The following is a 25041-nucleotide window of genomic DNA, read 5'->3' as shown; positions in this document are numbered from 1 at the left end:
GTGGCGATCCCCGGAAACATGCTGTCGGCCACGACCGAGTCGGTGGACCCGAACACCAGCGGCTGGGTCAGCAAGCTCAACTGCACGATCTCGAAGGGCACGGGCGGCCGGAACGGCGATGGTCTGCTCAAGCTCACCAGCGTCGCGTCGGGTGAGATGCAGGCCCGCACCGTGTCCTCGTACACGGTCACCCAGTGGCAGGAGTATCAGACCTTCGCCGATGCCTCCGGGGCTACGGTGCCCGAGCGGATCGGTATCCGGTGGCTGAACTCGGCCAACGCTGAGATCTCCATCTCCTGGTCGTTGACGACCGCGACAGCGTCGGCAACCCTGCACCGGATCTCTGTGGCCGACTGGGCGCCAGCCGGAGCCGTGAAGGCCCAGGTTGTGGTGTCGTCGACGCCCGCAGCCGCCGGAGTGATCTCCAACTTCGAGAACGTGTACCTCGGCGTCCCGCAGCGCACGACCGGCAACCTGCTGGCGGCGAACACCGAGAACCAGGAGCGCGCGGCGTTCTGGGAGTGGACCAACGAGAACAACTGCACCATCGCCAGGGCTGTGCCGATGTTCCAGTGGCCGGTGGACTACTACCTCGCCGGCGGTCACATGCTGGCGATGACGGTGACCGCGAACGGCGACGCGTGGACCCGCAGCACGGACTGGCCTGAGGCGACACCCGGTGTCGAGTACATGGGCTACTGCTACCTCAACCCGCCCACCAGCGGGTCGACGGTGTGGGTGGAGCTGCGGTTCCACGATGCGGGCGGGGCGCAGCTGGCGGCCACTCGGTCGATTCTGGCGGCGCCGGGTACGGGTGTGTACCGGCAGGTCGTCAGCGCTGTGGCCCCGGCCGGTACGGCGACGACGACGCTGGCTGCGGGCATCACGGGCGGTACGGCCGGTCAGGTCCTGCGGATCGACGGCGCGGTCATCACGGTAGCCCCGGTGCTGCGCGCCGGTTCGGTGGTGCCGTATGCGGACGCGAGCTTCGAGCAGGGAATTGCCGGGTGGACGGTCGTATCCGGTGTCGCGACGCTGGCACGGTCGTCGCCGTGGGGCGCCTACGCGGTTGAGAGGCACTATGCGCTGACGATCACCTCGGCAACCGCCACCACCTCGGTGATCCGGTCGGCGAAGTTTCCCGTCGGCGCCGCTGCCGCGGGCAAGACGTTCAGATCCGAACTGTCCGCCAACCAGACGGCGGGCGGCTGGACGCTGACCCGCGCGATCCGCTGGTACGACGCGGCCAACACCGACCTCGGCACCACCGCATCGTCGGCGGCCGCCGTGCCGACGCCGAACTGGTGGATCCTCAGCAACGATTTCGTCGCCCCGGCGGGCGCGACGCAGGGCGCCTTCGAGTGGACGCTGACCGCGACCGCCGCATCGTCGGTGCTGCGCGTCGACCGGCCAGCCCTGTTCGAGTCCCTGCCACTGACGCAGGTCGTGGCCCACAACGACACCGCCAACATCACCGTCACGTACCGGGAACTCGACCTCGGCGAACTGCTCACCGTTTGGCGGGTGGCTCCGGACGGAACCCGCACCCTGGTCCGCGGCACCAGCGGCCTGATCAGCGGGCAGGTCATCACCTCCGACCTCATGGTCATCGAGGACTACGAGGCCCCTCTCGGCGTCGTCGTCTCCTACTACATGGAGTCGGTGGTCGTCGGCAGCCAGACCCCCGAGTTCCGCGCCACGAATACGGTCACCATCGCCTCGGGGGACTCGAACTACTGCTGGCTGAAGGACCCAGGCCGACCCCAGCGCAACATGCGTGTGCAGGCGGTCGTCGCGCCCGACTGGCGCAGGCCCGTCCAGCAGGCCGAGCATCAGGTGCGCGGGCGCCGGAACGCTGTCGTGCTGTCCGACGTGCGCGGCGGTCTGGCAGGCGACCTGACGGTGCGCACGCAGGACGATAACGAACGCGTCCTCCTGCACAGTCTTCTCGACAGTGGCAGCGTCCTCCTGGTTCAGTTCGTGCCCGGACTCGGTCTCGAGGACCGGTACGCCGCTGTCGGGGAAACGGTGGAGGCCCGCATCACCGCTTACGGCCTTGAGCCGCGCCGCCTGTGGACGTTGCCGCTGCGGCAGTCCGACATGCCCTCCACGGTCGGTGTCGCCGGATCCGCGGGCCGCACCTGGCAGGACATCTCGGCGGAGAACACGACGTGGAACGACCTGCTCGCGAAGTACGCGACGTGGGAGGGCGTGTTCCTCGACAAGCGGATCGGGGGCTGAGGTGTATCCCGTCTCTGCGCGGTTCCTCGCGGCGCTCGCCGAATCGCACACGGTGGTGACCGAGGTGGTGCTGTTCAAGACCGATGGCGGAGTCGAGCGGCTGGACCACACGGGCGGCAGCGTGACCGTGGACCGCGGGTCGGCCGTGCGGCGGACCTGCACGGTGACGCTGCCCGACCCAGCACTGATCCCCAGGACGCCGACGGACAAGCTCGCCACCTACGGCGCGAAGCTGCGGATCAGCCGCGGCATCCAGTTCAACGACGGCGCCATCGAACTGGTCCCGCTCGGAGTGTTCCGGCTGGACGACGCGGGCGGGGACGTCGACGAAGGCCCAGTCACCCTGTCCGGCAAGAGCCTCGAAATCATCGTGGCCGACGACAAGTTCACCACCCCCTACCGTGTGTCGGGCACGGCCGTCACCGCGATCACGGCGCTCATCCTGCGGTCGATACCCGACGCCGAGATCGTCAGCACCGCCACTGACGCGGCGATCGGAGCCAAGACCTACGACGTCGAAGCTGACCCATGGGTGGCCGTCCTTGAGCTCGCCGCGACGATCGGAGCCGAGGTGTACGCCGACCCGGACGGGGTCTTCGTCATCGAAGAGCTGCCCGACCCGCTGACCGCCCCGGTCGCCTGGACCGTTGCAGCAGGCGAGGGCGGTGTGCTCATAAAGGCCGACCGCCGCATGAGCAGCGACGGAGTGTTCAACGGGGTCTTGGCCAGAGGCGAGAACACCGAGTCCAACACAGCGCCCGTCAGCTCCCTGGTCGTCGACACTGATCCGAACTCCCCGACCTACTGGTCCGGTCCGTTCGGGCGCCGGCCCGCGTTCTACAACTCATCGACGCTGATCACGACTGGGCAGTGCACCGCGGCGGCCTCGCTGAAGCTGCGGTCCGCGAAGGCGCCCAACGCGTCGGCGGACATCACGTCGCTGCCGAACCCCGCTCTTGCCCCGGGCGACGTGCTGCGCGCCGTCTACGACGACGGCACCAAGGAGCTGCACCAAGCGCACTCCTTCACCGTGCCGCTCGAGGTGGGCGGCGACTTCCCGATCCGCACGATCTCGGCGAAGGAGGACGCATGACGCCCCCATCGCGGCGGCGCACCGCGGACATTGCCGACGCGATCCGAGCCCAGGCGGTGGCGGCGGGCATGGACACTCCGGCGGTGCGGGGCGCGGACTGGCGGCAGGCCATCGTCCAGACCGTCGGCTCCGACGGCACGGTGACGACAACCGACGGCGTCATCGCCCGCCGCCTGGAGACCTACCAGAACGCCGCTGTCAACGACCGGATCGTCATCACCCTGTCCGGGTCGGGGAACTGGCTGGCCGTCGGCCGGATGCTCACCACGGGGGATCCTGCGTGGGCGACGTACACGCCGTCGTGGTTGGGATCGACGACAAACCCGTCGATCGGCAACGGCACCTTGACGGGGCGCTACACGCTGATCGGCAAAACATGTCATGCAGCCGTGATCGTCATTCCTGGTTCTACGACTGCGTTCGGGTCGGGCACGTACACGTTCGGAGTGCCATTCATGTCGGCTGATGATGCCGTCGCATATCTGGGCGTCGCCCGCCTGACGTCGGGCTCGACGTACATCGGGCAGGTGAACCTGGGCGCGGGCGGCACGGTGGCGAACGCCACGTTCCCCGCTTCGACGACGGACACCCGCGGCGCCAACATGTCGCAGATCGCCCCCGCGACGTTCGCCAACGGCAACATCCTGCGGATGAGCCTCACCTACCAGATCGCCTAGGAGGGGCCGTATGGCCACCACTGATGACTACGGGCAGGGCGTCTCTGTCGCCACCCTGACCGACCCGCCCAACGCCGAGACGTTGGCGAAGAACTTGGCGTCGGGGATTGTGCCGCGCACCGTGATGCGGTTCGCCTCGGCGTCGTCCCGCTCCGCCACCGTCACCAGCCCCGTCGAGGGGATGGTGACCTGGCTACAGGACCTCAACCGGCTCTACGTGTACGACGGATCGGCGTGGGTGCCCGTGGGCCCGATCATCCAGTCGGGCACTGTGGCGATGTCGTGGACGAACGTTGACCAGGCGACGGCCAGCGTGACGTTCCCGGTCGCGTTCCCTGCGACCCCGCGCGTCTTCATCAACATCAACAACGGTACTGGCGTGGTCGCCCGCTGGATCTCCCGCGCGACCAACGTCAGCACGAGCGGTTTCACGGCGTTTCTGTTCGCCGCCGAAGCCGGGGGAACCACAACCGGCTCAAACGTCGACGTCCACTGGTTCGCGACCAGCCCCTGACGAAAGCGGAGAAGATGACGATCCTGACCACCACCGAACTCGCCCCGACCGGCCTCTACTCGACCGACGAGGTGGTGGCCACAACCCTGCCGGTTGACCTGCCGGTCGACACGTGGCGGACGATGCTGCGGGTCGTCGTCCCCGCCGCGGCCGGGGATCTCCTGGACGTGGACGCGCGCGCCCGCGTGACGAACGACGTCGGCTACAACGTCGGCGTGGGCTGGCATCTGTGGGCCTACGACACCGACTCAGGGCAGGGAACCGCCGGACCGTGGTGGAAGCTCGCGCCGTCGTCCGGCGACAACGTCGACCCGGCGCGGCATCACATGCCGCTCCACATCACCGCCGTGCATCAGGTGCCCGCGGACTGGCCTGCCGGGCATCGCATCACCGTCGTCCTCCGGGCGGATGCGCACTCGACCGCGTGGCAGTCGGGCGACACGCTGACCGTCGACCCGCTCGGCGTCCTGACCGTCCGCCGCTGGACCACCTCGCCGCCCGCGCCGGGCGTCTGCTGCCCGCCCGCCGCCTGACCCTGTTCGTTCACTGACGCCCCGAGCCAGCCGGCCGGGGCGTTTCTCATGCCCTCAACGAGGAGCGCGGAGAGGACCATGCACGCGAAGGATGCCCAGAGGTTCTGGGCCAAGGTCAGAGTTCCGACCGAGCCCAACGGCTGTATGGAATGGACTGCTTACCAGGACCGGCACGGCTACGGAAAGATCAACATGGGCGGCCGTCAGGGGACTGTGGCGTTCGCTCATCGGGTTGCCTACATGGAACTCGTGGGCGAGATACCCACTCACCTCGTGCTCGACCACCTCTGCAGGAACCCGAGCTGTGTCCGACCTGACCACCTTGAGCCGGTGACACAGGCCGAGAACGTGTCTCGCGGTAACGCCGGTTCCCATCACTCCGACAAGACACACTGCCCCGCTGGCCACCCGTATGCAGGCGCCAACCTCTACAGCCGGACCCATCCCGATGGCCACAAGAACCGGATCTGTCGGACCTGCAAGAACGCCAGGGCGCGAGCGGCGCGAGCGACAAGGAGAGAGGGTTCGACATGAAGACCGGCCCGCAGAAGATCCCGGGCGCATCGCAGACCTACTTCTACGGCACGGGCCGGTACAGCGGCTCCGACATGGAAGTGAACTGCGGCGCCGTCCACACCACCGAAGGCCGAACCCTGGTCACCTACAGCAACGGGGCATCCGCCCCGAACGTGACCGGCGTCCCCGACTTCGCCGCCAAGAAGATCCGCTGGTATCAGCACTTCGACGTTGACGAGTCCGCCCGCGCCCTCGTCAACAAGCCTGGCGGCGTCCAGACCAACACGGCAAACGCCTTCCAGATCGAACTCGTCGGCACCTGCGACGACAAGAAGAAGACCAGCTGGGGCGACAAGAAGGCGGGCGTCGACTACATCTACTGGCCGGCCGCCCCCGAGTGGGCGCTCGCGGAGGTGGCGTGGCTGGTGCGCTGGCTGCACGACTATCACGGTGTGCCGCTCACCTGCGTCACGGACTGGATCGCCTACGGCCTGGACTCGCGCCGGCCGGGCGTGACTCCGGCCTCGTATGGTGCGAACCCGGCGCGCATGTCGTTCGCCGAGTGGGCGAAGTTCACTGGCTGGTGCGGTCACCAGCACGTGCCCGAGAACGACCATGGCGACCCGGGGGCGATGGACTTTCCGCGCGTCATCGCCCTCGCCAAGGGACTCGGGGCTGGCAGCGGCACGACTTCACCTGCCCCGGCCCCCGCCCCCGCGAAGCCGACGGTCGACCTGTCCCGCCTCGTTGCCGCGGCCCGCACCGACCCGCCGAAGTCCGGCACCCCGGTCTCGTACCCCGGGGTGAAGGTCGTCGAGCAGGCGCTCGTGAAGGAAGGCCTCCTCAACGCATCTCTCACCGACGGGCACTACGGCACTGCGACAAAGACGGCCTACGCAAAGTGGCAGCAGCGGTGCGGCTACTCCGGTGCGGACGCCGACGGTATCCCCGGCCGGACCACTCTCGTCGCGCTCGGCAAGAAGCGCGGCTTCAACGTGGTCGCCTGACCACCTCGAGAAACGGAACTCCCGTGAAGTCCATCTTCGGGCGCGAGCCCGCGCTCGTCATCGCGGCCATCTCCGCCGCCCTGTCTCTGCTCGTCACGTTCAACGTCGGCCTGTCCGGTGAGCAGGCCGGCGCGATCGTCGCCGTCATATCCGCCGTACTCGCTGCGGCAACTGCGGCCGTGACCCGGCCAATCGCCCCGTCGGCGTTCACCGGCCTCGTCGCCGCATCCGTCGCCCTGCTCGCGGCCTACGGCTTCAACGTCGCACCGGAAACGGTCGGCGCCCTGAACGCGGTCGTCCTCGCGGTCCTCGGTCTCCTGACCCGCGGGCAGGTGTCACCGGCCCCGGCTGTTCCCACCAAGCCGACGGCTGTCTGATCGGAGTAGCACAGTGCCCGAAGAGCTGAGCGTCGGCGAACTCGGGCGCACGGTGAACGCCCTCCGCGCTGAGGTCCAGGCCCTCGGCCGTGGCATCAACGAGCGCCTGGACCGTGTGGTGTCGACCGAGGTGTATTCGCTCCAGTCGGCGTATACGGACCAGCGGATCACAGCCCTGTCGCAGGACGTGCAGAAGGTCCGTGATGAGCGGGACGCGTTGGAGACAGCGTTCGAGCAGTACCAGTTGTCGGAGCGGGACAAGCGGGAGCGTGACCGGCAGGCCCGGCTGTATCAGCTGATCGTGCCGGTGCTGCTGGGTCTGCTGTCTGTGGCGGTCGCGATCTGGGCGGTGGTGTCGAAATGAGCGACGCCCGCAGGAAGCGCAGTCCGTTGCGGATGCCGCGGGCTGAGTGGCTCGGTGCGTTCACGGTCGTGCTGGTGGTGCTGTTCCTTGGCTGGCTGGCGATTCAGGTAGTGGGCCTGACGCATGACCTGCGTACTGCGAATGAGGCGCGCGACGCGTTGTCGGCGCAGGTGCAGCGTCTGGGCGAGAAGCCCATCGCCGGCCCGCCTGGGTCGCGTGGTGAGCCTGGCCGAGGCGAGCCCGGCCCGCAGGGTCCCCGAGGCTACCTCGGTCCGATCGGCCCGACGGGTCCTGTCGGCCCGTCGGGTTCGCCGGGCGGTGACGGTGAGGACGGTGTCGGCGAACCGGGTTCGCCGGGCCCGTCGGGTGTGCCGGGCGCGGACGGCGATACGGTCGTCGGCCCGCGCGGTCCGCAGGGTGAGCCCGGCGCGGCTGGTCCTGCCGGGGAGCCGGGGCCGCGCGGCGAGCAGGGTCCGCCGGGGGAGCGCGGGCCGGCTGGCGCTTCTTGCCCGGAGGGCTACAGCTGGCAGGCGCCACGGGATGATCCGGACGCGCTGGTGTGCCGCCGCGATGGCGCGCCGCCGCCGGAGGGCGGTCTGCTGGGTGTCGGGTTGATGGCGATGTCCGCCGCGTACAGGAGGTTGTGATGGTCGGCGTCCTGCTTGCTCACCTGGTGGGCGACTACCTGTTGCAATCGGACTGGATGGCGAACGAGAAGACGAAGCGCTGGTGGCCCGCCTGGGCACACGCGTTGACGTATGGGTTGCCGTTCCTGTTCGTCACCCAGTCCCCGGCGGCGCTGGCCGTCATCGTCGTCACGCATGCGGTCATCGACCACTACCGGCTTGCGAGGCATGTGGTGTGGGCGAAGAACTTCCTGGCCCCGCGCTCCTACTGGCATCCATGGTCGGAGTGTTCGGCGACTGGCTACCACCAGGACCGGCCCACCTGGCTCACCGTCTGGCTCATGATCATCGCGGACAACACGATGCACCTCATCATCAACGTGGCAGCTGTCCGCTACCTGTAAGGAGGCGAGATGCCTGAGCAGCATCCGCCGCGTCCGGTGGCCCGCAGGATCGATCCGGCGGCCGGGGACACGGCGTCGATGGTGGAACTCGGCCTGATCGAAGCCGAGTACGAGGGCCTGTTCGTCGAACCTGACTGGCCGCCGGACGAACCCGAGTAGCCCCCGCGCTTGCCCCGCTGTTCGCCCTCACGGGCGGGCGGCGGGGCTTTCTGCTGTGCTGGTGCTGCCATCAGGGGAGTCTCATGGGAGTCACAGGAGAGCCTGACGCCCCTGACCGCCTGCCACACTGGAGCCATCCCTAAGGAGGGGACGCCGTGAGCAAGTACCAACTTCCGGACCGCACAGGCCTCGTGGGCAAAGAGGTCAAGGTCAAGCTGCACCGGTGGGCGCTGAGGGGACCACGCCGGGGTGTCTTCCTCGGCCAGGGTGAGCGCGGCCTGTCGATCCGAGTCTCTGGCGGCGGCCGCCACATCTACTACCACAGCGAGGTCAGGTCGGTTCGCCCCGCCTGACCGCCTGCCCGCTGTCAGCCCTCCGTGCCACACTGGCGGCCCACCCTCCCCGTCGCCTTGCGCCCGCCCCTCACCGGGGGCGGGCGTTCGTGCGTGCAGGTCCTGCGCACGCCCTTGACGCCCGCGCTACGGCGCCTCGGGCTGCTCCTGCTCGGCGGCTTCCCTCTTGGCGGGCGTGGCGGCGTAGCGGTGGAGTGCGGTGACGACGACGTCGGTGATGGTCCGGCCTTCCGTCGCGGCTTTGGCTTTGACGGCGTTCCATACGCCGTCGGGTACGCGGACGTTGCGGATCGGCGTCTCGCCGGTCTTCGGTCTGGCCACTTGCGGCCACCCCCTTCAGTCTGTGGGTACAGAAACTAGCATCCATCTGCCGCGACCGCTTGACAAGGGACTACCTTAGGCGCATTCTGTAGGTACAGAAACGGCGAGTGAGCGGGAGTGATCGAAATGACCAAGGGACAGCAGTTCGCCCAGGAGATGCGCCACTTCCTCTCCATCGGCACCCGCACCCGCCGCGACCGCAAAGGCCTCGACCTCCACCGCGAGATCGCCGAATGGGTCGTCACCGCCGCCATGCAGCGCGGCACTCTCCACCCCGACCAGGAAGCAGCCTTCATCCCCGCCTTCGACGCCGCCTGCGCCTGGGTCAAGGACATCAAGAACGGGCGCGGATCCTGGATGGTCATCGAGTACATCGACCAGCTCAGCCCCTGGCAGTTCTGCAAGCTCCTCGGCGACATGATCGACGCCGGAGTCAACACCAGCAGCGCAGGCGCCCAGTACTTCGCCCAGATGCGCACCCAACTCCTCGCCCAGGCCGCCTGAACGGAGAGCACGTGACCGACCTCATCCCGCGCCAGCCGACCTCTGACGCCCCCCGCTGTCAGCGCCCGCCCGTAGACTGCTGGCATCCCATCCGCGCTGGCATGGCTGCCTGGCGCTACCCGCCCCGCCCCGCCCGGTCAGCACCCGGCGGGGCGGTCGCACGTCTACGCCGCGAGTCGCTGCTCGCCCTGCACGGCCGCGGCCCACTCCACCACCAGCCGCTGATACCGGCCGCCATCGATCGGCCGACGGGTACGCACAGCCTCATCCACCAGAGCACGAAGGCTACGGGGCGCCACTGTCAGCCGGCCGGGATGTTGCCTGCTCGCGGCGCTTCTTCCTGACCCAGTCGTGCACGGCCTCGATGAGCACGTCGGACCGGTCGCGCCCCTCCGCCGTGGCGAGCTCGTCGAGCTCCTCCCGTAGCGGCGTCGGCGGCCGGAACGAGATCACCGGCGTCCGTCCTGTTGCGGGTCGTCCTGCCATCACCCCTCCTAGGTTTCTGTATTACAGAAACTACCATCCATCTGGCGCGACGGGTTGACAAGGCTGCCCGGCGGGCGCATTCTTGTAATACAGAAACGAGCGGCGAACAGGGGAGACGGAAATGAACACCACACAGTCCATCACCAACGAGGCCATCGACGCGATTGAGAACCTCACCAACGCCGCCGACGCGTTCGTCGCAGCCCTCCAGGCCGCAGCCGTACAGGACACCAACAACCGCGGCTACTGGGCCGGGTACATCGCCCAGATCAAGCACGTCACCGAACAGGGATCGGAAGCCCTCCTGGCCCCCTGGGCCCTACTGGTACCCGCCCCTGACGGAAGCGCAGCACGGGTACGACTGGACGCCCTATTCGACGCGAGGCAAGCCCTGGAGGAGGCCTACAAGGTCACCTTCCGGGCCTCCGTGCTGTTCGGCAGGAACGACGACCGCGTGACCGCCTGAAGCTAGACCGCCCCGCCCAACCGGCGGGGCGCTGGCATGTCAACCCTGGGGCCGGTACGACAAGAGGCAGCCCCCAACGAGAACGCCCCCCGGCCGTCAGGTCGAGGGGCGCCTTCGTCATCTCCCCATCACCTCAGGGGAGTAGCGTTCTGAATGACTAGGTCAGAACGGAGTCCAGTATGCCCCAGCAGCCCGACCCCGCACCCCTCACCTTCAGCCAGCGCGCCCGAATCGCACGCGACCGCGCCGGCCTCACCCGGCCCGTCGTCGCCGGCCTGATGGGCCGCTCCAGCGACTGGGTCAAAGCCCTCGAGAACGGCACGATCGGAATGCCCCGACTCCCCATGCTGCTCCACCTCGCACACGTCCTCGGCTGCGACGTCACCGACCTGACCGGGGACGAGCGCATCGCTGCAGCCACGTACACGAAGGCCCTGCACGGCGACCTGCCCGTCATCAAACGGGCGCTGACCACGTACCGGCTTCAGCCCGCCGACGCCGAGCCTGAACCGGCGCAGGTACTGGCTGCCCGCGTTCGGCAGGCGTGGCAGCTGTGGCATGGCCGCGGCGACCACCGGTCCCGTATCGCCGCACTCGTGCCCGACCTGCTCGCCGACACCCAGCACGCAGCCCGCACCCTCGAGGGCGCCGACCGCAGGCGGGCCCTCGTCGCACAAGCGGAGACGTACCACCTCGCCCAACTCTTCCTGTCCTTCCAGCCCGCACCCGAGCTGGTCATGCTCACGGGCGACCGGTCGATGACCGCAGCCCAGGACGCCGACAGTCCGCGCGCGATCGCCGCCGCAGCCTGGTACATGAACCACGTCTACCGCGACGCCAACGAGGCGGCAGAGGCCCGCGTCGACCTCGCCGAACAGGCTGCCGGGCTGCTGCGCGAGGACGACCCCGAGGACCTCGCCCGCTGGGGGCTGTTGCAGCTCGCCGTCGCCCTGTCGTTCGCCAAAGTGGGGCGGGCCGGTGACGCGTGGCGGTACTGGGACAGGGCCGACGACGCGGCCCGCCGCCTCGGTGACGGATACGCCCACCCGTGGCTCATCTTCGGACAGGGAGTCGTCGACGCCTACGCCCTCACCATGCACAACGATCTGCTCCAGCCCGGCAAGGCCCTCGAGGTCGCTGCCGCTTTGGACTTGGACCGCGTGCCGTCGGCAACCCGCCGCTCCTACCACCTGATCGAAACCGCCCGCGCCTACGGCATGCAGGACGAAGGCGTCGCCGCGGTGTCACTGCTGCAGAAGGCGTTCCGCGAGTCGCCGGAAACGATCCAGTACAACCTGCACACGCGCAGCGTGCTGCCCGGCCTGGTGAAGTCCGGGCCGCGGATGGTGCAGGACGATGCGCGTCGCCTCGCGCTGGACCTCGGCGTGCCGGTGTAGGGCAGGGGGAGGAACCCTCCCCCTCGGCATGGGGGGAGGAACCCTCCCCCTCGCCACCGCCCCACCGCCTTACCGTCAGTGACACAGTGATCACCGACGATCCGGGGAGCGGAGCCGTGCCCGACCTGCAGCAACTCCCAGCCGTAGCAGAATTATCCGAACGCCAAATCCGCGGCACCGCCTGCGTCTACTGCGCGGTCGCCCTCGACAACGCCACCGCGGTAGACCTCACCCCGCGCTGGTTCCGCCGCGCCGGCCAGCGCGTCCGCTGGTTCCCCCGCGCCTGCCCCGCACACAAGGACGGCCAGTCATGATCTGCGGGAAGTGCGACCAGCCGATCAAGCAGGGCGAGGCGTACCGGTCGTATGACGTCGACCGGGCATCCGGCCCCGGCAGCACCGTGCACCAGCACACCGCATGCCCGAAGCGGGAGCCGCGGCCGTGAACTGCGGGCACTGCGGCGGCCCTGTCCACCAGGACAACCTCGGCCGCTGGTTCTGCTCCAACCAATGCGGCTGGTCCACCGGCTTCATCCTTCGACTGATCGGGAGGCAGTAGTGAACTGTCCGATTTGCGGCGCCCAGACGGCGCAGAACCCGACCGGCGGCTGGTACTGCCTGAGCTGCGGCTGGCAGTCCGGGGTTGCCCCGCAGCCCTCGCCGGTAGCCTGCGGGCATGAGCCGAACCGAGCCCGAACCGCTGCCGGCCCCGCAGTCCACACCGTCGCTTGAGATCACGCGTACCGACTGCCGCAAGTGCCAGGCCGAAGTGCGCGGGATCGAGGGCCGGTACTCGTGCCCTACGTGCGGCTGGGTGAACCACTGGTCCGAGGGACACCGGCCACTGCCGACCGCGGCAGACGACGTAGACGCCCCTCGCTGACCGCGGCGGTGCGGCAGCGGGCGGGATCCTGACCAGGGTGGCAATAAGTAGTTAGCCTTCGAAAATGTTCACCTGCGACACCCTTTCGCCAGGGGCGTTCATGGGTCAGACTCATGCCCCCTGGCCAGCCGTGATCAACGGTCGGCTACGGCATGAGGTCACGTACCGGCAGGCGGAGGGCTCGCGCGATGAGAAGTAGATGGCTGAACTTAGCCTCTCCGCCCCACTCGATGCGCTGGATCGTGGACCGGTCGATCTCGGTCAGGTGGGCCAGCTCTTCCTGGGTGAGGTCGGCGTATATGCGGGCGTCGCGGATGCGTAGGCCGAGCTGCCGGCGGGCGTCGAGGATCCACTGAGGCTGTTCGGCTGGCATCCGAAAACGCTGCGCCGATCAAGATCATAAGTCAGCAGCAATAATGAGGCATTAATTGATCATGGATTGCCGCGACGGACGGGCCACTCCTCCCCGTAGAGCAGGTGTGGGAGTCGTTTCCTCCGCCCGCCGCCAGCCCTGCGGCCTACTGGCATATGCCGCAAGGTCCGGTGTACCTTGCAGAAAATCGAACGTCTGTTCACTCGAACGGGTGAACTGCTGTTCGTGACTGCGCTCGTTAGGCAAGGAGAGCAGTAGCAGCTACACCCCTCATGCGTGCCGGGGCTCCAGTTGAGTGGCCCGCTCGTCGGGACCCCCGGCACTGAACGAGCCCCCCTCCGATAGCTGGAGGGGGGCTCGTGCTCATTGTGCTCCCTGGGCCCGCGAAGTGTGGGCAACACTGCGGGAGATCTCTGGGAGATGATCACCCCCATGGAACCCAGAGCAACGCAGTAGAACCCGGAGCAACACCCAGGGAATGTGGCTGCCGGGCAGGTGGTGGAGACATTGCCGCAGGGTGATCGGCGAGCGGGCAAGGCACATCTGCGATCTACACCATCTTCGAGGGCACCAGCGAGGTCCAGCGCCTGGTCATCGCCCGGACGCTGTCCGGCATGCCGATCCGCTGACGGCCATCCCGTCAGCGGTGCTCTGCCCCTTGCCCGCCCGGGCGAGGGGCAGAGCACTCACTCGGGCAGTTCGAAGGTGCCATACGTCGGCCGTCCCTTCGGCCGGTAGGTGTGGATGGCGACTCCGCTCCCGGTCGTCCGGGAGTCCACGAGTTCAAGGGCCGTGGGCAGCGCCCCGTCCGCGAACAGCCGCTTCCCGTCGCCCAGCACCACCGGGTAGACCAGCAGGCGGTACTCGTCGATCAGGTCGTGCGCCATCAGACTCTGCGCCAAGGTGCCGCTGCCATGGATCTGCAGCTCCCGGCCGAACTCCTTCTTCAGGGCGGCCACCTGCTCGGGGACATTGCCGGAGAGCACGGTCGAGTTGTGCCACTCCGCCTTGTCGAGGGTCGTCGAGGCCACGTACTTGGGCAGCGTGTTGAGCCGGGAGGCGATCGGGTCGTTCTCGTCCGTCACCTTCGGCCAGAATGCGGCGAAGATCTCGTACGTCCGGCGGCCCAGCAGGAAGCCGTCGGCGGCGTCGAACACGCCGGCCATGAAGCTCTCCATGTCGTCATCGGCGTACGGCACCAGCCAGCCGCCCTGCTCGAACCCGTTGCTGCGGTCCTCGTCCGGGCCGCCGGGCGCCTGCATGACGCCGTCCAGCGACAGGAACGTGGTCAGAGTGATCGTTGCCATGGCGTGACTTCCTTCTCGGGTCGGCTTTCCTGTCTTCACCGGTTCAGACTCCACGCCGCGCCGGAACTCATCGGTGCGCGCCACGCGGGTTCTCCCCGAGCAGCCCGGTGAGCGCCCGTCCGAAGAGCAGCCTGCCCGCCGACACCGTCAGCGGATCGAGGATCCGGGGCAGCCCCCGGACCCGGAGGTCCTCCAGCCACAGGATCCGGGTTCCCGCTCCGGCGGGCCGCACCTCGATCTCCACCCAGCCCAGCACCACCCGGCCGCGCTTCTCCAGCCTGCACCGGCCGGGACGTGCAGAGGTGGGGGGCTCCCACCGGACGACTTCCATCGGGTCGTCGACACCGGCCCGGCCGAGTCCGGTGCGGGCGGTGAACCGCGTGCCCACGTGCGTGGGCGGCGGCGTCAGGACGACGGTCCGGGTCAGCGGCACATGGCCGGCGTGCCGCTCCCAGTCGGTGAGCCGCCGCCAGACTTCGTCTGGGGACATCCGGGTGTGGCGGACGATCCGGATGACAGACATGGGGGTCATCGGTGCTCGGGGTTGGGGAAGTCGAAGCGGCAGCCCGCGTCCCACTCCGAGCGCTGGTTGCCGTGCGCGGGGATGCCCCCGGCGCGCTTGAGCATCGCCGCCAGGTGCATCAGATTCCAGCTCATGAACGTGGTGTTCCGGTTGGTGAAGTCGTTCTCCGGCCCTCCCGAGCCCGGATCGAGGTAGGACGGCCCCGGACCCGCCTCCCCGATCCAGCCGGCGTCCGCCTGCGGGGGCACGGTGTAGCCCAAGTGCTGGAGGCTGTAGAGGAGGTTCATGGCGCAGTGCTTGACGCCGTCCTCGTTCCCGGTGATCAGAGCGCCGCCGACCCGGCCGTAATAGGCGTACTGGCCCCGGTCGTTGAGCAGGCTGGAGCATGCGTAGAGCCGCTCGACGACCTGCTTCATGACCGAGCTGTTGTCGCCCAGCCAGATCGGTCCGCCGAGCACGAGGATGTCGGCGGCCATGACCTTCTCGTACAGCGCGGGCCAGGCGTCGGACCGCCAGCCGTGCTCCGTCATGTCCGGCCACACACCGGTCGCGATGTCGTGGTCGACGGCCCGGACCACCTCGGTCGTCACGCCGTTCGCCTCCATCACGGCACGGCTCTTGTCCATCAGCCCCGCGGTGTTGCTGGTCTCCGGGGAGCGCTTCAGCGTGCAGTTGATGAAGAGGGCCCGCAGGTCCTCGTAGCGGTAGGGATCGGCGGTTCGGTCCGGCGCGGTCATCGGGCGCCTCCTCTGGTCGGCGGGAGTGCGTCAGGCCAGGGTGCGCGCCCCGGGCCCGGCGGTCCACCGGGCGCGCCGCAGCGCCCACCCGACGAGCACCGCGGCCGCCGCGATGGCGTACGCCGTGGTCCCCACGGTGTTCGCCTCGTACACGTCGTCGAAGGCGCGGCCGGTGACGTACTTGGCCGCTCCGGCGACGGCGACGCCCAGCCACTCCCAGCGGCCGTCCAGCGCGACCAGCGCCACCAGCAGCAGGGCGTACCAGGAGTAGCCCGGCGTCAGCAGCAGGAAGGCCGTCCCGGTGACCAGCAGGGCGCCGCTCCACGGCCGTTCGGGGTCACCGCGGCGCAGGACGTGGACGACGACGAGCAGCAGGACGACGGCCGCGGCCGCGTAGGCCCACGCGTCCGGCAGCAGTAGGCGCAGCAGGGCGAAACGGTTCTTGGCGGTGGACGTGTCGTCGTAGCCCTCCTCCGCCACATAGCCGCCGAGGTACCCGAGGACCGAGCCGTCCGAGACGAGCACATACGGCAGATACGTGACGGCGAGCACCGCGGCGGCGGGCAGCAGCACGGCCGCCGCGTCCCTGAACCGCCGCACGCCCGACAGCGCTCCCGGCAGCACCACGGCGGGCAGCAGCTTGGTCCCGATCGCCGCACCCAGCACGGCCCCGCCGGCCACCCGGTGGATGCTCACCACGCCCAGCGCGACCACGGCGAGCAGCACACCGAGCACATCGGCGTGCGCGTTGTTGACCGCCTCCACCGGGACGGCCGGGCACCAGGCCCAGTACGCGGCGTACCGCACCTCGCCGCGGCGGCGCAGCACCACGAGCAGGGCGACGGTGGTGCCGAGGGCGAGCAGGGCGCCGCCGGTCTGCAGCGGCTTGTGGCGTGCGCCGTCCGGCGAGAGGGAGTGGACCAGCAGGAAGTACCCCTCGGCGACGGGCGGGTAAATGGTGTGCACGTGCGGCCGGTTCAGACGGGTGCAAGCCACCACCTCCCCGCCGTCGGCGGGGATACGGGCCCGGTCGGGCCCCGCGCACGCCGCCCCGGTGGGGAAGAGCCAGCTGTCACGCAGCCGGGCCAGCTCCTGGTCGGCCGGCACATGGTCGTACGGCGAGATCCCGGCCGCCTGCACCCGGCCGTCCCACGCGTAGCGGTACGCATCGGTGCTGGTGCGCGGCGGAGCGGCCAGGCCAGTGGCGGCCACCGCGATACCGCCGGCCAGTACCAGGGCCACGATGTGCCCCGCGGGCGCCTTCCGCAGGGACCACACCGCGGCGCCGAAGAGCAGCCAGCTCGCCGCGTACCACCAGGACAGGCCCGCAGGATCGGCGTGGAAGCCGTCCTTGCGGACGGTCAGCGTGAGGACGACGGCCAGTGCGGCCAGCAGGACGCCGGTGCGGACGGTACGCGGGTTGATCACGTGACTCAGCGTCGCAGCCGGGATGCCCGGCGGGCGGTGTCCCGCACCCGGCGTCCGCGTTTCGTAAGGTGTCGGGCGCCCCGGCTGGGCCCTGTGCGGGGGTGTGATGGAGACATGAAGCTGCGACTGGCCCCACCGTCCTTCTCCGGCCGGCTGCACGACGCCCGGACGGCCACGGCGATCGGCCGCCGGCTGGCCGTGGCGGTCGCGGTGTGCTTCCTGACGGGTGTGCTCAGCCACTATCTGCAGCGGCCCCCCGGCTGGCTCGCGGGGGAGCTGCCCAGCCGCCCGGTGTGGGGTTACCGGCTGACCCAGGGCATCCACGTGGCGAGCGGAATCGCGGCGATCCCGCTGCTGCTGGCGAAGCTGTGGACGGTGTACCCGCGGCTGTTCGTATGGCCTCCCGTGCGCTCGGTGCGGCACGCTCTCGAACGGCTGTCGGTGGCGGTCCTGGTCGCGGCGGCCCTCTTCCAGCTGTTCTCCGGACTCCTGAACACTGTCCAGTGGTACCCGTGGCCGTTCTCCTTCGTGCCGGTGCACTTCGCCGTGGCCTGGCTACTGGTCGGTGCGCTGCTCCTGCACATCGCCGTCAAGGCCCCGCAGATCAGGGCGCATTGGACCAGGAAGTCGCCGGGGACCCTGGAACTGCCCGCCGAGGACGGCCCCGACCGGCGCTCCCTGCTGCTCGCCGTCACGGCGGCGGTCGGGGCGGTCACGGTCACCACGGTCGGCCAGTCCTTCACCCCGCTGAAGCGGTTCGACCTGCTCGCGCCCCGGCATCCGGACCACGGCCCGCAGGGCCTGCCGGTCAACCGCACGGCGGCCGCCGCGGGCGTCACCGCAGAGTCCGTACCCGGCTGGCGGCTGAACGTGTACGGCCCCACGCCGTACGCACTGACGCTCGACGAACTGCGGGCACTGCCCCAGCACGAGGTGACCCTGCCGATCGCCTGCGTGGAGGGCTGGAGCAAGTCCGCGCAGTGGACCGGCGTACGCGTCCGGGACCTGCTGGACCGCGCGGGCGCCCGCCCGGGCGCCGGACTGCGCGTGGTCTCGCTCGAACGGCGGGGCGCCTACCGGGTCATGGACATGGGCCGCACCTACGCCCGCGATCCCCTCACCCTGCTCGCCCTGAGACTCAACGGCGAGGTCCTCTCACTCGACCACGGCTTCCCCGCCCGCATCATCGCGCCGAACCGGCCGGGCGTACTGCAGACCAAATGGGTCACCCGGATGGAGGTCCTGTGATGCGGGTGTTCATGGGCGCCACGGGCGTTCTCCTGATGGGCGTCGGTGCCGCGCTGCTCGCCGGCGGCGGCCAGTTGGCCGACGTGGCCGTCTGGCTGGCGGGTGCGGTCGTCCTGCACGACGGCGTGATCGCCCCACTTGTGCTGGCCGCCGGACTGCTGCTCGCCGGCGTTCCGGCGCGCGGCGCGGTGCGTGCGGCGCTGGTCGTCGCCGGCTGCCTGACCGTTGTCGCACTGCCGGTCCTGCTCCGGCCGGGCGCCCCCACCAACCCTTCCGCCCTGCCGCTCGACTACGTACAGAACTGGCTGCTCGTACTCGGCGCGGTGGCCGTGGTCACCGCCGCGCTGCCCCTGGCCCGACGGTTGCGGTCCCGCCCGCGCCGGCAGAAGTAGCCTTTGGACCCTGCCCGGTCGACCCCGCGGGCCCGCGGCCTCAGCCGCTCCGTGACGGACAGGACCTACCCCGAGCCCGCCGGCCGGCGTAGCGCGACGAAGCTGCGGCCCGCGACGGACCACTGCTCCGTCCGCGCCCAGCCTGCCGCCTCGGCGTGCCGCCGCAGCGCCGGAGCGCCGACGCGCGCCCAGGGGAAGACCGAGCCGAGCGCGCCCCGGCCGTCGTCGACGCGGACCAGGACGCGTTCGTCCAGGTCGAGCGGGGCCGCTTCGGCCAGCACGGTGCCGTCCCGTCGGACGAGGCGGCCGAGCCGGGCGAGCAGCGCCGGGGGATCGCCGCCGATCCCGATGTTGCCGTCGATGAGCAGCGCGGTGTCCCAACTGCCCTCACGGGGGAGGGGATCGAAGACCGAGCGGCACAGCGCACTGCCGCCCGACCGCACGGTGCGGGCCACCGCGACCGGGCTCACGTCTATCCCCAGGACCGGCCTGGCCAGCTCCGCGAGCGCTGTGACGAGCCGCCCCGGACCGCAGCCGATGTCGAGCACGGCACCCCGGCACCGCTTCAGCACGGTCAGGTCGGCGGAGTCGGCCGCCGCACACCACCGCTCGACCTCCAGGGGCAGCAGCCGGCCGTCGTGGCGGCGCAGGAACAGCGGGCCCCGGCCGGTGCGCAGCGCGTACGTGTACGGATCGGCCTGCCACGCCGCGGCTCCGCCCGCGCGCAGCGCCCCGTCGGCGGTCACCTGCCCCCCGCCCGCTCCAGCGCGGCCAGCGTCGCGGCGAACCGGCTGTGCGGCGCCTCGGCCGCCACCAGCCGCGCGTCGGCCGCCGTGTCGACATCGCGCAGCACCCGCAGGTCGCGCACGGCCAGCCCGGCGCCGGTGAGCCGCTGCCGCTGTACCTCACCGGTCTCCGGTACGGACATCGGCACCCCGCGCAGCAGTTCCGGGTCCGGCTCCGCGAGGCCGAGAGCCCAGAACCCGCCGTCGGCGGCAGGTCCGAACCACGCGTCGCAGCCCCACCACGCGTCCGCGGCCAGCGCGGGAGCAAGGATCTCCGGAGTGACCTGCGGAGTATCCATGCCGATCAGCAGGGCCGGCCCGGAACACAGCCCGAAGGCCGCGGCCAGCCGCTCGTCCAGCGTGCCGGAGCCCTGCGCCACCACCTCGATACCGGGCGGCAGCCAGCTGCCCGGCTCGCCCTCCAGGACCAGCACGCGCCGCTGGACCGGCGCCGCCGCGACCGCCGCGAGGCTGTCAGCGAGCGCGGCCTCGGCCAGCCGGGCCGCCTCCACGGGCGAGTACGGCGGGGTGAGCCGGGTCTTCACCCGGCCGGGCACCGGCTCCTTGGCGATGACGAGCAGCGTGGTCACCGGGCGCCCGCCCCACCGCGCGCCGGGACGGCCACCGGCGGCTGCGCCAGCACCGCGCGCATGTCGTGCACGGCCTGCCAGGTGCCCCGCCACGTCCCGGTGACCTTCGACCGCCCGGTTCTGGGCCGGTACGGGACATCCGCTTCGCGGACCCGCCAGCCCGCATCGGCGGCGCGTACGACCATCTGCAGCGGATAGCCGCTGCGCCGGTCGGTGAGCGCGAGAGCCAGCAGCGGCTCCCGCCGCGCGACGCGCATCGGACCCAGATCGCGCAGCCGAAGCCCGGTACGCCGGCGCACCATCGCGGACAGCGCCAGATTCCCCGCCCGGGCATGCAGCGGCCAGGAGCCGCGCCCCTGCGGACGCCGCCTCCCCAGCATCAGGTCGGCGCGGCCGCCCGCCACTTCGCGTACGAGCAGGGGCAACAGGCCGGGGTCCAGCGAGGCGTCGCAGTCGCAGAAGCAGACGAACTCCGCCCGGGCCGCCAGCAGTCCGGCATGGCAGGCGGCGCCGAAGCCGCGCCGCGGCTCGTGCACCACGGTGGCGCCGAGCCCGCGGGCGACGTCGGCGGACCCGTCGGACGAGCCGTTGTCGACCACGATGGGCCGCCAGCCCTCCGGGATGCGCTTCAGGACCCAGGGCAGGGCCGCGGCTTCGTCCAGGCACGGGAGCACCACGTCCACCGTCGGTTCGGTCCGTTCGGCCGGCTCGCTCACGTCTTCACCGTACGAATCCCGGCCGCTCGTCCGGGGCGAGGAGTTCTTACGGAACTCGGACATCGGCGCTCCCAGCCCCGCGCAGCCCGCTCCGCGCGAACTCCGCCATCCCCGCGGCGAAACCGGTCTCGGCCCGCCAGCCCAGCTCGGCCGCCAGCCGCCGCGAGGAGGCCGTGATGTGCCGCACGTCCCCGAGCCGGTACTCGCCGGTCACCACGGGGTCGGGGCCGCCGTGCGCCCGGGCCAGCGCCCACGCCATCTCCCCGACCGTGTGCGGCTCGCCACTGCCGGTGTTGAGTGGGGTGAGCGCGCCCGGCTCCCGGCCCGCGACGGCCTCCAGAGCGACCGCGTTGGCGGCGGCGACGTCCCGTACGTGCACGAAGTCCCGCCGCTGGCCGCCGTCCTCGAACACCCTTGGCGCCTCGCCGCGGGCGAGCGCCGAACGGAAGAAGGAAGCCACCCCCGCGTACGGCGTGTCGCGCGGCATCCCCGGCCCGTACACATTGTGGTAGCGCAGCGACACGGCCCGCCCGCCCGTCGCCCGCGCCCACGCCGCGCTCAGATGCTCCTGGGCGACCTTGGTGGCGGCGTACACGTTCCGCGGATCGGCCGGGGCGTCCTCGCCCACCTCTCCGGGCGTCAGCTCCGCGCCGCAGCGCGGGCACCGCGGTTCGAAGCGCCCGGCGTCGAGATCCTCCGCGGCCCGCGGTCCCGGCCTGACCGTGCCGTCCCGAGGGCAGTCGTACCGTCCTTCCCCGTACACGACCATCGACCCGGCCAGCACCAGATCACGCACGCCGGCTTCCGCCATGGCCGTGAGCAGCACAGCCGTCCCGAGGTCGTTGCACTCCACATAGGCCGGCGCGTCGGCGAAGTCCTTGCCGAGGCCGACCATCGCAGCCTGATGGCAGACCGCGTCCACGCCGAGCAGCGCGCGGGACAGGGCCGGCCGGTCCCGTACATCCGCCTGGATCCACTCGGCGGCGGGCGGCGGTGGGGCCGACGGGTGGGCCGAGGGCAGCAGGGCGTCGAGTACGACCGGCTCGTGGCCGCGGGCGGCGAGAGCCGTCACGATGTGCGAGCCGATGAAGCCGGCGCCTCCGGTGACAAGTACACGCATGACGGGGACGCTAGGCGCTGCAGTGCCGCATTCCCCGTGTGCGCGCCGGGACGTCATGGGTCCGTAAGATCGTGCGGCCCCGGCGGGAATCCCAGGATCGGCCGGGAACGCCTCATGGCCGCCTCGACGCACGCCCGAGGAGTGAGTCCCGTTTGCGTACGCCGTGTCGGCTCCGAGCCGGTGACCTTCCGATGAACCGGGCAGTCCCGCAGGACGCCGCATCCCTCAAACGGCTCATCGAGCGTGAGATCAGCGGGCTGCGGGCCGAGGCCCGCCGCTGGGCGGGGGTGTGGCACGCCGACGCGAGGCCCACCGTCGAGGCCGCGCCGGAGGCTCCTGCCCCGGCCTGCCCCTGCGGCCAGAGCGAGGGGCCGGGCCACAGCTGTTCCGACCCCGGCCCGGAGCACGACCCGTGGGCGTGCCTGTGCGCGACCCTGCCGGCCATCCCGGTGTCCGCCGCGCTACTGGCGCCGGTGCGCGGCGAGGACGGCGAGACGGTCGACTTCCTCATCCGGGCCGGCAACCACGTCCGCTCGGCGCAATGGCTCGACGCACCCGACCGGCAGGTGGGCCGAAGGCTGCCGGCCGTGCGGCCGGGAGCCGAGGCCAGCGGCCTCCTCGACGCCTTCAAAGGAGTGCTGCGGACGGGCCGGGCCCTGAAGTCGCTCACCGTGGACAACACCGAGCAGTGGGAAGGCCGGCTGCACCGCGCCCAGCTGCTGTACGACGCCGCGTCGTGCGGGGACCGAGGCGACCCGGCCGGAGACCGAGCGGCTGGCCGAGGAGCACGCGGCGGTCGGCGGGGACTGGTACAAGTGCCGGCTGCTGCCGGACGGCCGGATTCTGGTCGCCATCGGTGACGCCAGCGGTCATGGCCTGGGCGCCGTCGCCCGGAAGGCTCAGCAGCGCCACGCGCTGGCGGGTCTCGCGCACACTCCGGGAACCCACGCGGGCGAACTGACCATGTGGCTGAACGAGTTGCTGTGCGGAGACCCGGCCGCCTGTCGGCGACCGGGATCATCGGACACATCGACCACCGGCGGACCTTCCGGTGGGCCTGCGCCGGCCACCCGCCGCCGATGCTGCTGCGCCGCGGGACGGTGTCCCTGCTGGACTCAGAGCACCGGAGCCCGCTGTTCGGGGTGCTGCCAGGCCACCAGCACACCACCGCCACGGACTCCTTGCGGGACGGGGATCTGCTGCTCTTCTACACCGACGGCATGGTCGAGCGCCGGGGAGAGGACATCACCGAAGGCATCGGCGTGCTGCGGGAGACGCTGCTCTCCTGCGACGGCCTCACCCCCCAGCGGGCACAGGACACCATCGTGGCCGGCTACGCGGGGGAGGCGCTGGAGGACGGCACCTGCCTGCTGGCCCTCCAGGTGGGCTCATGACCGGCAGTCCAGGAGTCACCCTTCCTTCAGCACCGACAGGATGTTGCCGGCAGGGTCCTTGAACCATGCGATGTCCGGGCCCTCGCCGCGCCATATGCCCTTCTCGTCGGCCTCCATCTGCGGATAGCGCTCGAAGGTCACCCCGCTCGCGGTCAGCTGGTCGACGGCCTGGTCGATGTCGTCCACGGGGAAGTTGAGGACCGTGTACGTCGCCGGGGTGTAGTCGTCCTTGGGGTAGACCAGGATGTCGCGGCCGCCCGCGATGTGCAGGAACAGCAGCCCGTTCTCCTCGGAGACGCGCAGGCCCAGCGTCTCGCCGTAGAACTGCTTCGCTTTCTGCAGGTCGTCCACGGCGAATCCGCTGAACGCCTCGGTGTTGCGGAACATGGCGCTTCCCTTCTGTGGTGTGCACGTCGGGGTGTGCACGGAGGGCTCCACCGGCCATAACACCCCGAGGAAGACATTCCGGCAAGATATGAAGAATCATGTGCCGCCGTCGTCCAGGACCACCGTCCGCTGCGCCGAGAAGGCGCCCCAGTTCCCGTCGGGGAGCCTGGCGCGGATCTTCACCCGGTAGGTGGCGCCTGGCCCGTCGCCGGCGTCGAAGCGGTACGTCGCCCTCCCGGCCGGAGGCGCGGCGCCCCACCGGATCGTTGTGGTGAGTGTGCCGTCGAGGAACATCTGGTACTCCTCGACGGCTTCGTCGGTCCGCGGGGGCACCCACGAGAGCTCGATGGCCCGCGCGCCCGCCTCGGTGACGGATACGGCCCGGAACTCGGCGGGCGCCGTGCTCGTGCCGCCTCCCTTCGCCGGAGCGGTGGTGATGTCCACGGCCCCGCTCGCGGATGAGGAGTTGTCGCCCGCGTCGCGGGCCCTGACGGTGAAGGTGTAGACGGTGTCGGGGCGCAGACCGGTGACGCGAGCGGCGGTCGCGCTGCCGCTCACGCTGTGGATCCGCGTACCGCTCTGATAGATGTCGTACGAGGTCACTCCCACGCTGTCCGTGGACCCGGCCCAGGCGAGGGTGGCGGCGCGGGCACCGTCGGCGCGGCCCGTGAGCTTCGTCGGCGGGGTGGGCGCCACACCGTCGTCAACAGCCGGTGCGGGCATGGTGACGGGCACGGCCGAGCTGTGCGGGGAGACGTTGCCCGCAGCGTCCCGCGCCCGGACCGTGAAGGTGTAGGCGGTCGAGGGCGTCAGTCCTTCGATGTCGGTCATGTGCTTCTCGCCGGGGACGGCCTTGACCCTCTCGCCGCCCCGGAAGACCTCGTAGCCGGTGACTCCGGCCGTGCCGGCCGCCTGGTCCCACATCACGTGGACCGAAGTGGCGCTGCCGGCCCGGGCGGTGACCCCGGCCGGTGCGGGTGGGCTCTGCGAGTCCCGCTCCTCCGGCCCGCAGACGGCCAGAATCAGGCAGGCGGCGCCGGTCAGGGAGGCGGCGCGCAACAGAGCCGCGAGCCGGGGGATCCGAAGCACGGGAATGCCTCCGTCCGACGAAATGGTCTAGA

The 25041-nt window shown here is 70.6% G+C and carries 35 protein-coding genes; 22 read left to right on the top strand and 13 right to left on the bottom strand.

Features of this window, described 5'->3' with window-relative positions; genetic code table 11:
* The 13 genes from NLX86_RS18760 to NLX86_RS18705 all read left to right on the top strand — a co-directional run bounded on the left by NLX86_RS18760 (nucleotide 1) and on the right by NLX86_RS18705 (nucleotide 8864).
* Entirely contained in the window at nucleotides 1-2241 is a 2241-nt protein-coding gene (locus NLX86_RS18760; protein ID WP_254372864.1) for a hypothetical protein, read from the top strand.
* A gap of 1 nt (nucleotide 2242) precedes the next feature.
* Nucleotides 2243-3334, top strand: a complete 1092-nt coding sequence (locus NLX86_RS18755) for a DUF5047 domain-containing protein (protein WP_254372863.1) — start codon at nucleotides 2243-2245, stop codon at nucleotides 3332-3334.
* Nucleotides 3331-4011 carry a hypothetical protein gene (locus NLX86_RS18750; protein ID WP_254372862.1) on the top strand — a complete coding sequence of 227 codons (681 nt, stop codon included), beginning with the start codon at nucleotides 3331-3333 and terminating at the stop codon, nucleotides 4009-4011. The genes NLX86_RS18755 and NLX86_RS18750 overlap by 4 nt, the downstream gene beginning before the upstream one ends.
* A gap of 10 nt (nucleotides 4012-4021) precedes the next feature.
* A complete protein-coding gene (locus NLX86_RS18745; RefSeq protein ID WP_254372861.1) occupies nucleotides 4022-4525 on the top strand; it encodes an H-type lectin domain-containing protein in 504 nt (167 codons plus the stop codon).
* A 14-nt stretch (nucleotides 4526-4539) separates the two neighbouring features.
* Nucleotides 4540-5058: a hypothetical protein gene (locus tag NLX86_RS18740; RefSeq protein ID WP_254372860.1), complete on the top strand. Its 519-nt coding sequence runs from the start codon at nucleotides 4540-4542 to the stop codon at nucleotides 5056-5058.
* A 48-nt stretch (nucleotides 5059-5106) separates the two neighbouring features.
* Entirely contained in the window at nucleotides 5107-5592 is a 486-nt protein-coding gene (locus NLX86_RS35100; RefSeq protein ID WP_374213910.1) for an HNH endonuclease signature motif containing protein, read from the top strand.
* Nucleotides 5589-6581, top strand: coding sequence for a peptidoglycan-binding protein (locus NLX86_RS18735; protein ID WP_254372859.1), 993 nt, complete (start codon nucleotides 5589-5591; stop codon nucleotides 6579-6581). The genes NLX86_RS35100 and NLX86_RS18735 overlap by 4 nt, the downstream gene beginning before the upstream one ends.
* A gap of 23 nt (nucleotides 6582-6604) precedes the next feature.
* Nucleotides 6605-6958 carry a hypothetical protein gene (locus tag NLX86_RS18730; RefSeq protein WP_254372858.1) on the top strand — a complete coding sequence of 118 codons (354 nt, stop codon included), beginning with the start codon at nucleotides 6605-6607 and terminating at the stop codon, nucleotides 6956-6958.
* 13 nt (nucleotides 6959-6971) lie between these two features.
* Complete coding sequence (locus NLX86_RS18725) at nucleotides 6972-7322, top strand: hypothetical protein (RefSeq protein ID WP_254372857.1); 351 nt, start codon at nucleotides 6972-6974, stop codon at nucleotides 7320-7322.
* On the top strand, nucleotides 7319-7969 hold the full coding sequence (locus tag NLX86_RS18720; RefSeq protein ID WP_254372856.1) for a collagen-like protein: 651 nt from the start codon (nucleotides 7319-7321) through the stop codon (nucleotides 7967-7969). The genes NLX86_RS18725 and NLX86_RS18720 overlap by 4 nt, the downstream gene beginning before the upstream one ends.
* Complete coding sequence (locus NLX86_RS18715) at nucleotides 7969-8352, top strand: DUF3307 domain-containing protein (RefSeq protein ID WP_254372855.1); 384 nt, start codon at nucleotides 7969-7971, stop codon at nucleotides 8350-8352. Before NLX86_RS18720 ends, NLX86_RS18715 begins: the two co-directional genes overlap by 1 nt.
* Nucleotides 8353-8361: 9 nt before the next feature.
* A complete protein-coding gene (locus NLX86_RS18710; protein ID WP_254372854.1) occupies nucleotides 8362-8511 on the top strand; it encodes a hypothetical protein in 150 nt (49 codons plus the stop codon).
* A 155-nt stretch (nucleotides 8512-8666) separates the two neighbouring features.
* Complete coding sequence (locus NLX86_RS18705) at nucleotides 8667-8864, top strand: hypothetical protein (RefSeq protein ID WP_254372853.1); 198 nt, start codon at nucleotides 8667-8669, stop codon at nucleotides 8862-8864.
* A 126-nt stretch (nucleotides 8865-8990) separates the two neighbouring features.
* On the opposite strand, the gene NLX86_RS18700 is transcribed toward NLX86_RS18705, so the two are convergent.
* Nucleotides 8991-9185 (bottom strand): hypothetical protein, encoded by a 195-nt coding sequence (locus tag NLX86_RS18700; RefSeq protein WP_254372852.1) that lies wholly within the window; start codon nucleotides 9183-9185, stop codon nucleotides 8991-8993.
* Nucleotides 9186-9311: 126 nt separating this feature from the next.
* On the opposite strand from NLX86_RS18700, the gene NLX86_RS18695 reads away from it, so the two are divergent.
* Nucleotides 9312-9689 carry a hypothetical protein gene (locus tag NLX86_RS18695; RefSeq protein ID WP_254372851.1) on the top strand — a complete coding sequence of 126 codons (378 nt, stop codon included), beginning with the start codon at nucleotides 9312-9314 and terminating at the stop codon, nucleotides 9687-9689.
* 285 nt (nucleotides 9690-9974) lie between these two features.
* On the opposite strand, the gene NLX86_RS18690 is transcribed toward NLX86_RS18695, so the two are convergent.
* On the bottom strand, nucleotides 9975-10175 hold the full coding sequence (locus NLX86_RS18690; protein ID WP_254372850.1) for a ribbon-helix-helix domain-containing protein: 201 nt from the start codon (nucleotides 10173-10175) through the stop codon (nucleotides 9975-9977).
* 121 nt (nucleotides 10176-10296) lie between these two features.
* On the opposite strand from NLX86_RS18690, the gene NLX86_RS18685 reads away from it, so the two are divergent.
* From NLX86_RS18685 to NLX86_RS34480, 4 genes are all read left to right on the top strand, one after another.
* The gene (locus tag NLX86_RS18685; RefSeq protein ID WP_254372849.1) at nucleotides 10297-10641 is read left to right on the top strand and encodes a hypothetical protein; all 345 of its coding nucleotides are present in this window, start codon (nucleotides 10297-10299) and stop codon (nucleotides 10639-10641) included.
* Nucleotides 10642-10820: 179 nt separating this feature from the next.
* Entirely contained in the window at nucleotides 10821-12038 is a 1218-nt protein-coding gene (locus NLX86_RS18680; protein WP_254372848.1) for a helix-turn-helix transcriptional regulator, read from the top strand.
* A 116-nt stretch (nucleotides 12039-12154) separates the two neighbouring features.
* Nucleotides 12155-12352, top strand: coding sequence for a hypothetical protein (locus tag NLX86_RS18675; protein WP_254372847.1), 198 nt, complete (start codon nucleotides 12155-12157; stop codon nucleotides 12350-12352).
* On the top strand, nucleotides 12349-12483 hold the full coding sequence (locus tag NLX86_RS34480) for a hypothetical protein (RefSeq protein ID WP_302061491.1): 135 nt from the start codon (nucleotides 12349-12351) through the stop codon (nucleotides 12481-12483). The genes NLX86_RS18675 and NLX86_RS34480 overlap by 4 nt, the downstream gene beginning before the upstream one ends.
* A gap of 582 nt (nucleotides 12484-13065) precedes the next feature.
* Here the strand turns inward: NLX86_RS34480 and NLX86_RS18670 are convergent.
* The 5 genes from NLX86_RS18670 to NLX86_RS18650 all read right to left on the bottom strand — a co-directional run bounded on the left by NLX86_RS18670 (nucleotide 13066) and on the right by NLX86_RS18650 (nucleotide 17297).
* Complete coding sequence (locus tag NLX86_RS18670) at nucleotides 13066-13293, bottom strand: helix-turn-helix transcriptional regulator (RefSeq protein ID WP_254372846.1); 228 nt, start codon at nucleotides 13291-13293, stop codon at nucleotides 13066-13068.
* Between the two features lie 686 nt (nucleotides 13294-13979).
* A complete protein-coding gene (locus NLX86_RS18665; protein WP_254372845.1) occupies nucleotides 13980-14600 on the bottom strand; it encodes a dihydrofolate reductase family protein in 621 nt (206 codons plus the stop codon).
* Between the two features lie 67 nt (nucleotides 14601-14667).
* Nucleotides 14668-15123 (bottom strand): SRPBCC family protein, encoded by a 456-nt coding sequence (locus NLX86_RS18660; protein WP_254372844.1) that lies wholly within the window; start codon nucleotides 15121-15123, stop codon nucleotides 14668-14670.
* 5 nt (nucleotides 15124-15128) lie between these two features.
* Nucleotides 15129-15860, bottom strand: coding sequence for a flavodoxin family protein (locus NLX86_RS18655; RefSeq protein ID WP_254372843.1), 732 nt, complete (start codon nucleotides 15858-15860; stop codon nucleotides 15129-15131).
* A 30-nt stretch (nucleotides 15861-15890) separates the two neighbouring features.
* Complete coding sequence (locus NLX86_RS18650; protein ID WP_254372993.1) at nucleotides 15891-17297, bottom strand: glycosyltransferase 87 family protein; 1407 nt, start codon at nucleotides 17295-17297, stop codon at nucleotides 15891-15893.
* Between the two features lie 105 nt (nucleotides 17298-17402).
* On the opposite strand from NLX86_RS18650, the gene NLX86_RS18645 reads away from it, so the two are divergent.
* Together NLX86_RS18645 and NLX86_RS18640 are read left to right on the top strand one after the other, a co-directional pair.
* Nucleotides 17403-18536, top strand: coding sequence for a molybdopterin-dependent oxidoreductase (locus NLX86_RS18645; RefSeq protein ID WP_254372842.1), 1134 nt, complete (start codon nucleotides 17403-17405; stop codon nucleotides 18534-18536).
* Entirely contained in the window at nucleotides 18536-18928 is a 393-nt protein-coding gene (locus NLX86_RS18640) for a hypothetical protein (RefSeq protein WP_254372841.1), read from the top strand. The genes NLX86_RS18645 and NLX86_RS18640 overlap by 1 nt, the downstream gene beginning before the upstream one ends.
* A gap of 65 nt (nucleotides 18929-18993) precedes the next feature.
* On the opposite strand, the gene NLX86_RS18635 is transcribed toward NLX86_RS18640, so the two are convergent.
* The 4 genes from NLX86_RS18635 to NLX86_RS18620 all read right to left on the bottom strand — a co-directional run bounded on the left by NLX86_RS18635 (nucleotide 18994) and on the right by NLX86_RS18620 (nucleotide 22139).
* Nucleotides 18994-19674: a class I SAM-dependent methyltransferase gene (locus NLX86_RS18635; protein ID WP_254372840.1), complete on the bottom strand. Its 681-nt coding sequence runs from the start codon at nucleotides 19672-19674 to the stop codon at nucleotides 18994-18996.
* Nucleotides 19671-20303 (bottom strand): DUF2064 domain-containing protein, encoded by a 633-nt coding sequence (locus tag NLX86_RS18630; RefSeq protein ID WP_254372839.1) that lies wholly within the window; start codon nucleotides 20301-20303, stop codon nucleotides 19671-19673. Before NLX86_RS18630 ends, NLX86_RS18635 begins: the two co-directional genes overlap by 4 nt.
* Nucleotides 20300-20986, bottom strand: coding sequence for a glycosyltransferase family 2 protein (locus NLX86_RS18625; protein ID WP_254372992.1), 687 nt, complete (start codon nucleotides 20984-20986; stop codon nucleotides 20300-20302). Before NLX86_RS18625 ends, NLX86_RS18630 begins: the two co-directional genes overlap by 4 nt.
* A gap of 79 nt (nucleotides 20987-21065) precedes the next feature.
* Nucleotides 21066-22139 carry an NAD(P)-dependent oxidoreductase gene (locus NLX86_RS18620; protein WP_254372838.1) on the bottom strand — a complete coding sequence of 358 codons (1074 nt, stop codon included), beginning with the start codon at nucleotides 22137-22139 and terminating at the stop codon, nucleotides 21066-21068.
* A gap of 191 nt (nucleotides 22140-22330) precedes the next feature.
* On the opposite strand from NLX86_RS18620, the gene NLX86_RS18615 reads away from it, so the two are divergent.
* Together NLX86_RS18615 and NLX86_RS18605 are read left to right on the top strand one after the other, a co-directional pair.
* Entirely contained in the window at nucleotides 22331-22999 is a 669-nt protein-coding gene (locus tag NLX86_RS18615; protein ID WP_254372837.1) for a hypothetical protein, read from the top strand.
* Between the two features lie 105 nt (nucleotides 23000-23104).
* Entirely contained in the window at nucleotides 23105-23533 is a 429-nt protein-coding gene (locus NLX86_RS18605) for a PP2C family protein-serine/threonine phosphatase (RefSeq protein WP_308409609.1), read from the top strand.
* Between the two features lie 15 nt (nucleotides 23534-23548).
* Here NLX86_RS18605 and NLX86_RS18600 read toward each other — a convergent pair whose 3' ends face one another.
* Together NLX86_RS18600 and NLX86_RS18595 are read right to left on the bottom strand one after the other, a co-directional pair.
* Nucleotides 23549-23920 carry a VOC family protein gene (locus tag NLX86_RS18600; protein WP_254372835.1) on the bottom strand — a complete coding sequence of 124 codons (372 nt, stop codon included), beginning with the start codon at nucleotides 23918-23920 and terminating at the stop codon, nucleotides 23549-23551.
* Between the two features lie 96 nt (nucleotides 23921-24016).
* A complete protein-coding gene (locus NLX86_RS18595; protein ID WP_374213913.1) occupies nucleotides 24017-25000 on the bottom strand; it encodes a fibronectin type III domain-containing protein in 984 nt (327 codons plus the stop codon).
* Nucleotides 25001-25041: the final 41 nt, after the last annotated feature.

This window comes from Streptomyces sp. A3M-1-3 (assembly GCF_024213665.1).
In the GTDB taxonomy this organism is placed as follows: Bacteria; Actinomycetota; Actinomycetes; order Streptomycetales; family Streptomycetaceae; genus Streptomyces.
The sequence above is the reverse complement of the archived record's forward strand: the minus strand, read 5'-3'. Positions and strand labels throughout refer to the sequence as shown.

Excerpts from the sequence above, each read along its gene's own strand:
- NLX86_RS18750 (WP_254372862.1), top strand. The coding sequence starts at position 3,331 with ATGACGCCCCCATCGCGGCGGCGCACCGCGGACATTGCCGACGCGATC.
- NLX86_RS18745 (WP_254372861.1), top strand. The coding sequence starts at position 4,022 with ATGGCCACCACTGATGACTACGGGCAGGGCGTCTCTGTCGCCACCCTG.
- NLX86_RS18740 (WP_254372860.1), top strand. The coding sequence starts at position 4,540 with ATGACGATCCTGACCACCACCGAACTCGCCCCGACCGGCCTCTACTCG.
- NLX86_RS35100 (WP_374213910.1), top strand. The coding sequence starts at position 5,107 with ATGCCCTCAACGAGGAGCGCGGAGAGGACCATGCACGCGAAGGATGCC.
- NLX86_RS18735 (WP_254372859.1), top strand. The coding sequence starts at position 5,589 with ATGAAGACCGGCCCGCAGAAGATCCCGGGCGCATCGCAGACCTACTTC.
- NLX86_RS18720 (WP_254372856.1), top strand. The coding sequence starts at position 7,319 with ATGAGCGACGCCCGCAGGAAGCGCAGTCCGTTGCGGATGCCGCGGGCT.
- NLX86_RS18715 (WP_254372855.1), top strand. The coding sequence starts at position 7,969 with ATGGTCGGCGTCCTGCTTGCTCACCTGGTGGGCGACTACCTGTTGCAA.
- NLX86_RS18710 (WP_254372854.1), top strand. The coding sequence starts at position 8,362 with ATGCCTGAGCAGCATCCGCCGCGTCCGGTGGCCCGCAGGATCGATCCG.
- NLX86_RS18695 (WP_254372851.1), top strand. The coding sequence starts at position 9,312 with ATGACCAAGGGACAGCAGTTCGCCCAGGAGATGCGCCACTTCCTCTCC.
- NLX86_RS18690 (WP_254372850.1), bottom strand. The coding sequence starts at position 10,175 with ATGGCAGGACGACCCGCAACAGGACGGACGCCGGTGATCTCGTTCCGG.
- NLX86_RS18685 (WP_254372849.1), top strand. The coding sequence starts at position 10,297 with ATGAACACCACACAGTCCATCACCAACGAGGCCATCGACGCGATTGAG.
- NLX86_RS18680 (WP_254372848.1), top strand. The coding sequence starts at position 10,821 with ATGCCCCAGCAGCCCGACCCCGCACCCCTCACCTTCAGCCAGCGCGCC.
- NLX86_RS34480 (WP_302061491.1), top strand. The coding sequence starts at position 12,349 with ATGATCTGCGGGAAGTGCGACCAGCCGATCAAGCAGGGCGAGGCGTAC.
- NLX86_RS18670 (WP_254372846.1), bottom strand. The coding sequence starts at position 13,293 with ATGCCAGCCGAACAGCCTCAGTGGATCCTCGACGCCCGCCGGCAGCTC.
- NLX86_RS18665 (WP_254372845.1), bottom strand. The coding sequence starts at position 14,600 with ATGGCAACGATCACTCTGACCACGTTCCTGTCGCTGGACGGCGTCATG.
- NLX86_RS18660 (WP_254372844.1), bottom strand. The coding sequence starts at position 15,123 with ATGTCTGTCATCCGGATCGTCCGCCACACCCGGATGTCCCCAGACGAA.
- NLX86_RS18655 (WP_254372843.1), bottom strand. The coding sequence starts at position 15,860 with ATGACCGCGCCGGACCGAACCGCCGATCCCTACCGCTACGAGGACCTG.
- NLX86_RS18645 (WP_254372842.1), top strand. The coding sequence starts at position 17,403 with ATGAAGCTGCGACTGGCCCCACCGTCCTTCTCCGGCCGGCTGCACGAC.
- NLX86_RS18640 (WP_254372841.1), top strand. The coding sequence starts at position 18,536 with ATGCGGGTGTTCATGGGCGCCACGGGCGTTCTCCTGATGGGCGTCGGT.
- NLX86_RS18620 (WP_254372838.1), bottom strand. The coding sequence starts at position 22,139 with ATGCGTGTACTTGTCACCGGAGGCGCCGGCTTCATCGGCTCGCACATC.
- NLX86_RS18615 (WP_254372837.1), top strand. The coding sequence starts at position 22,331 with ATGAACCGGGCAGTCCCGCAGGACGCCGCATCCCTCAAACGGCTCATC.
- NLX86_RS18600 (WP_254372835.1), bottom strand. The coding sequence starts at position 23,920 with ATGTTCCGCAACACCGAGGCGTTCAGCGGATTCGCCGTGGACGACCTG.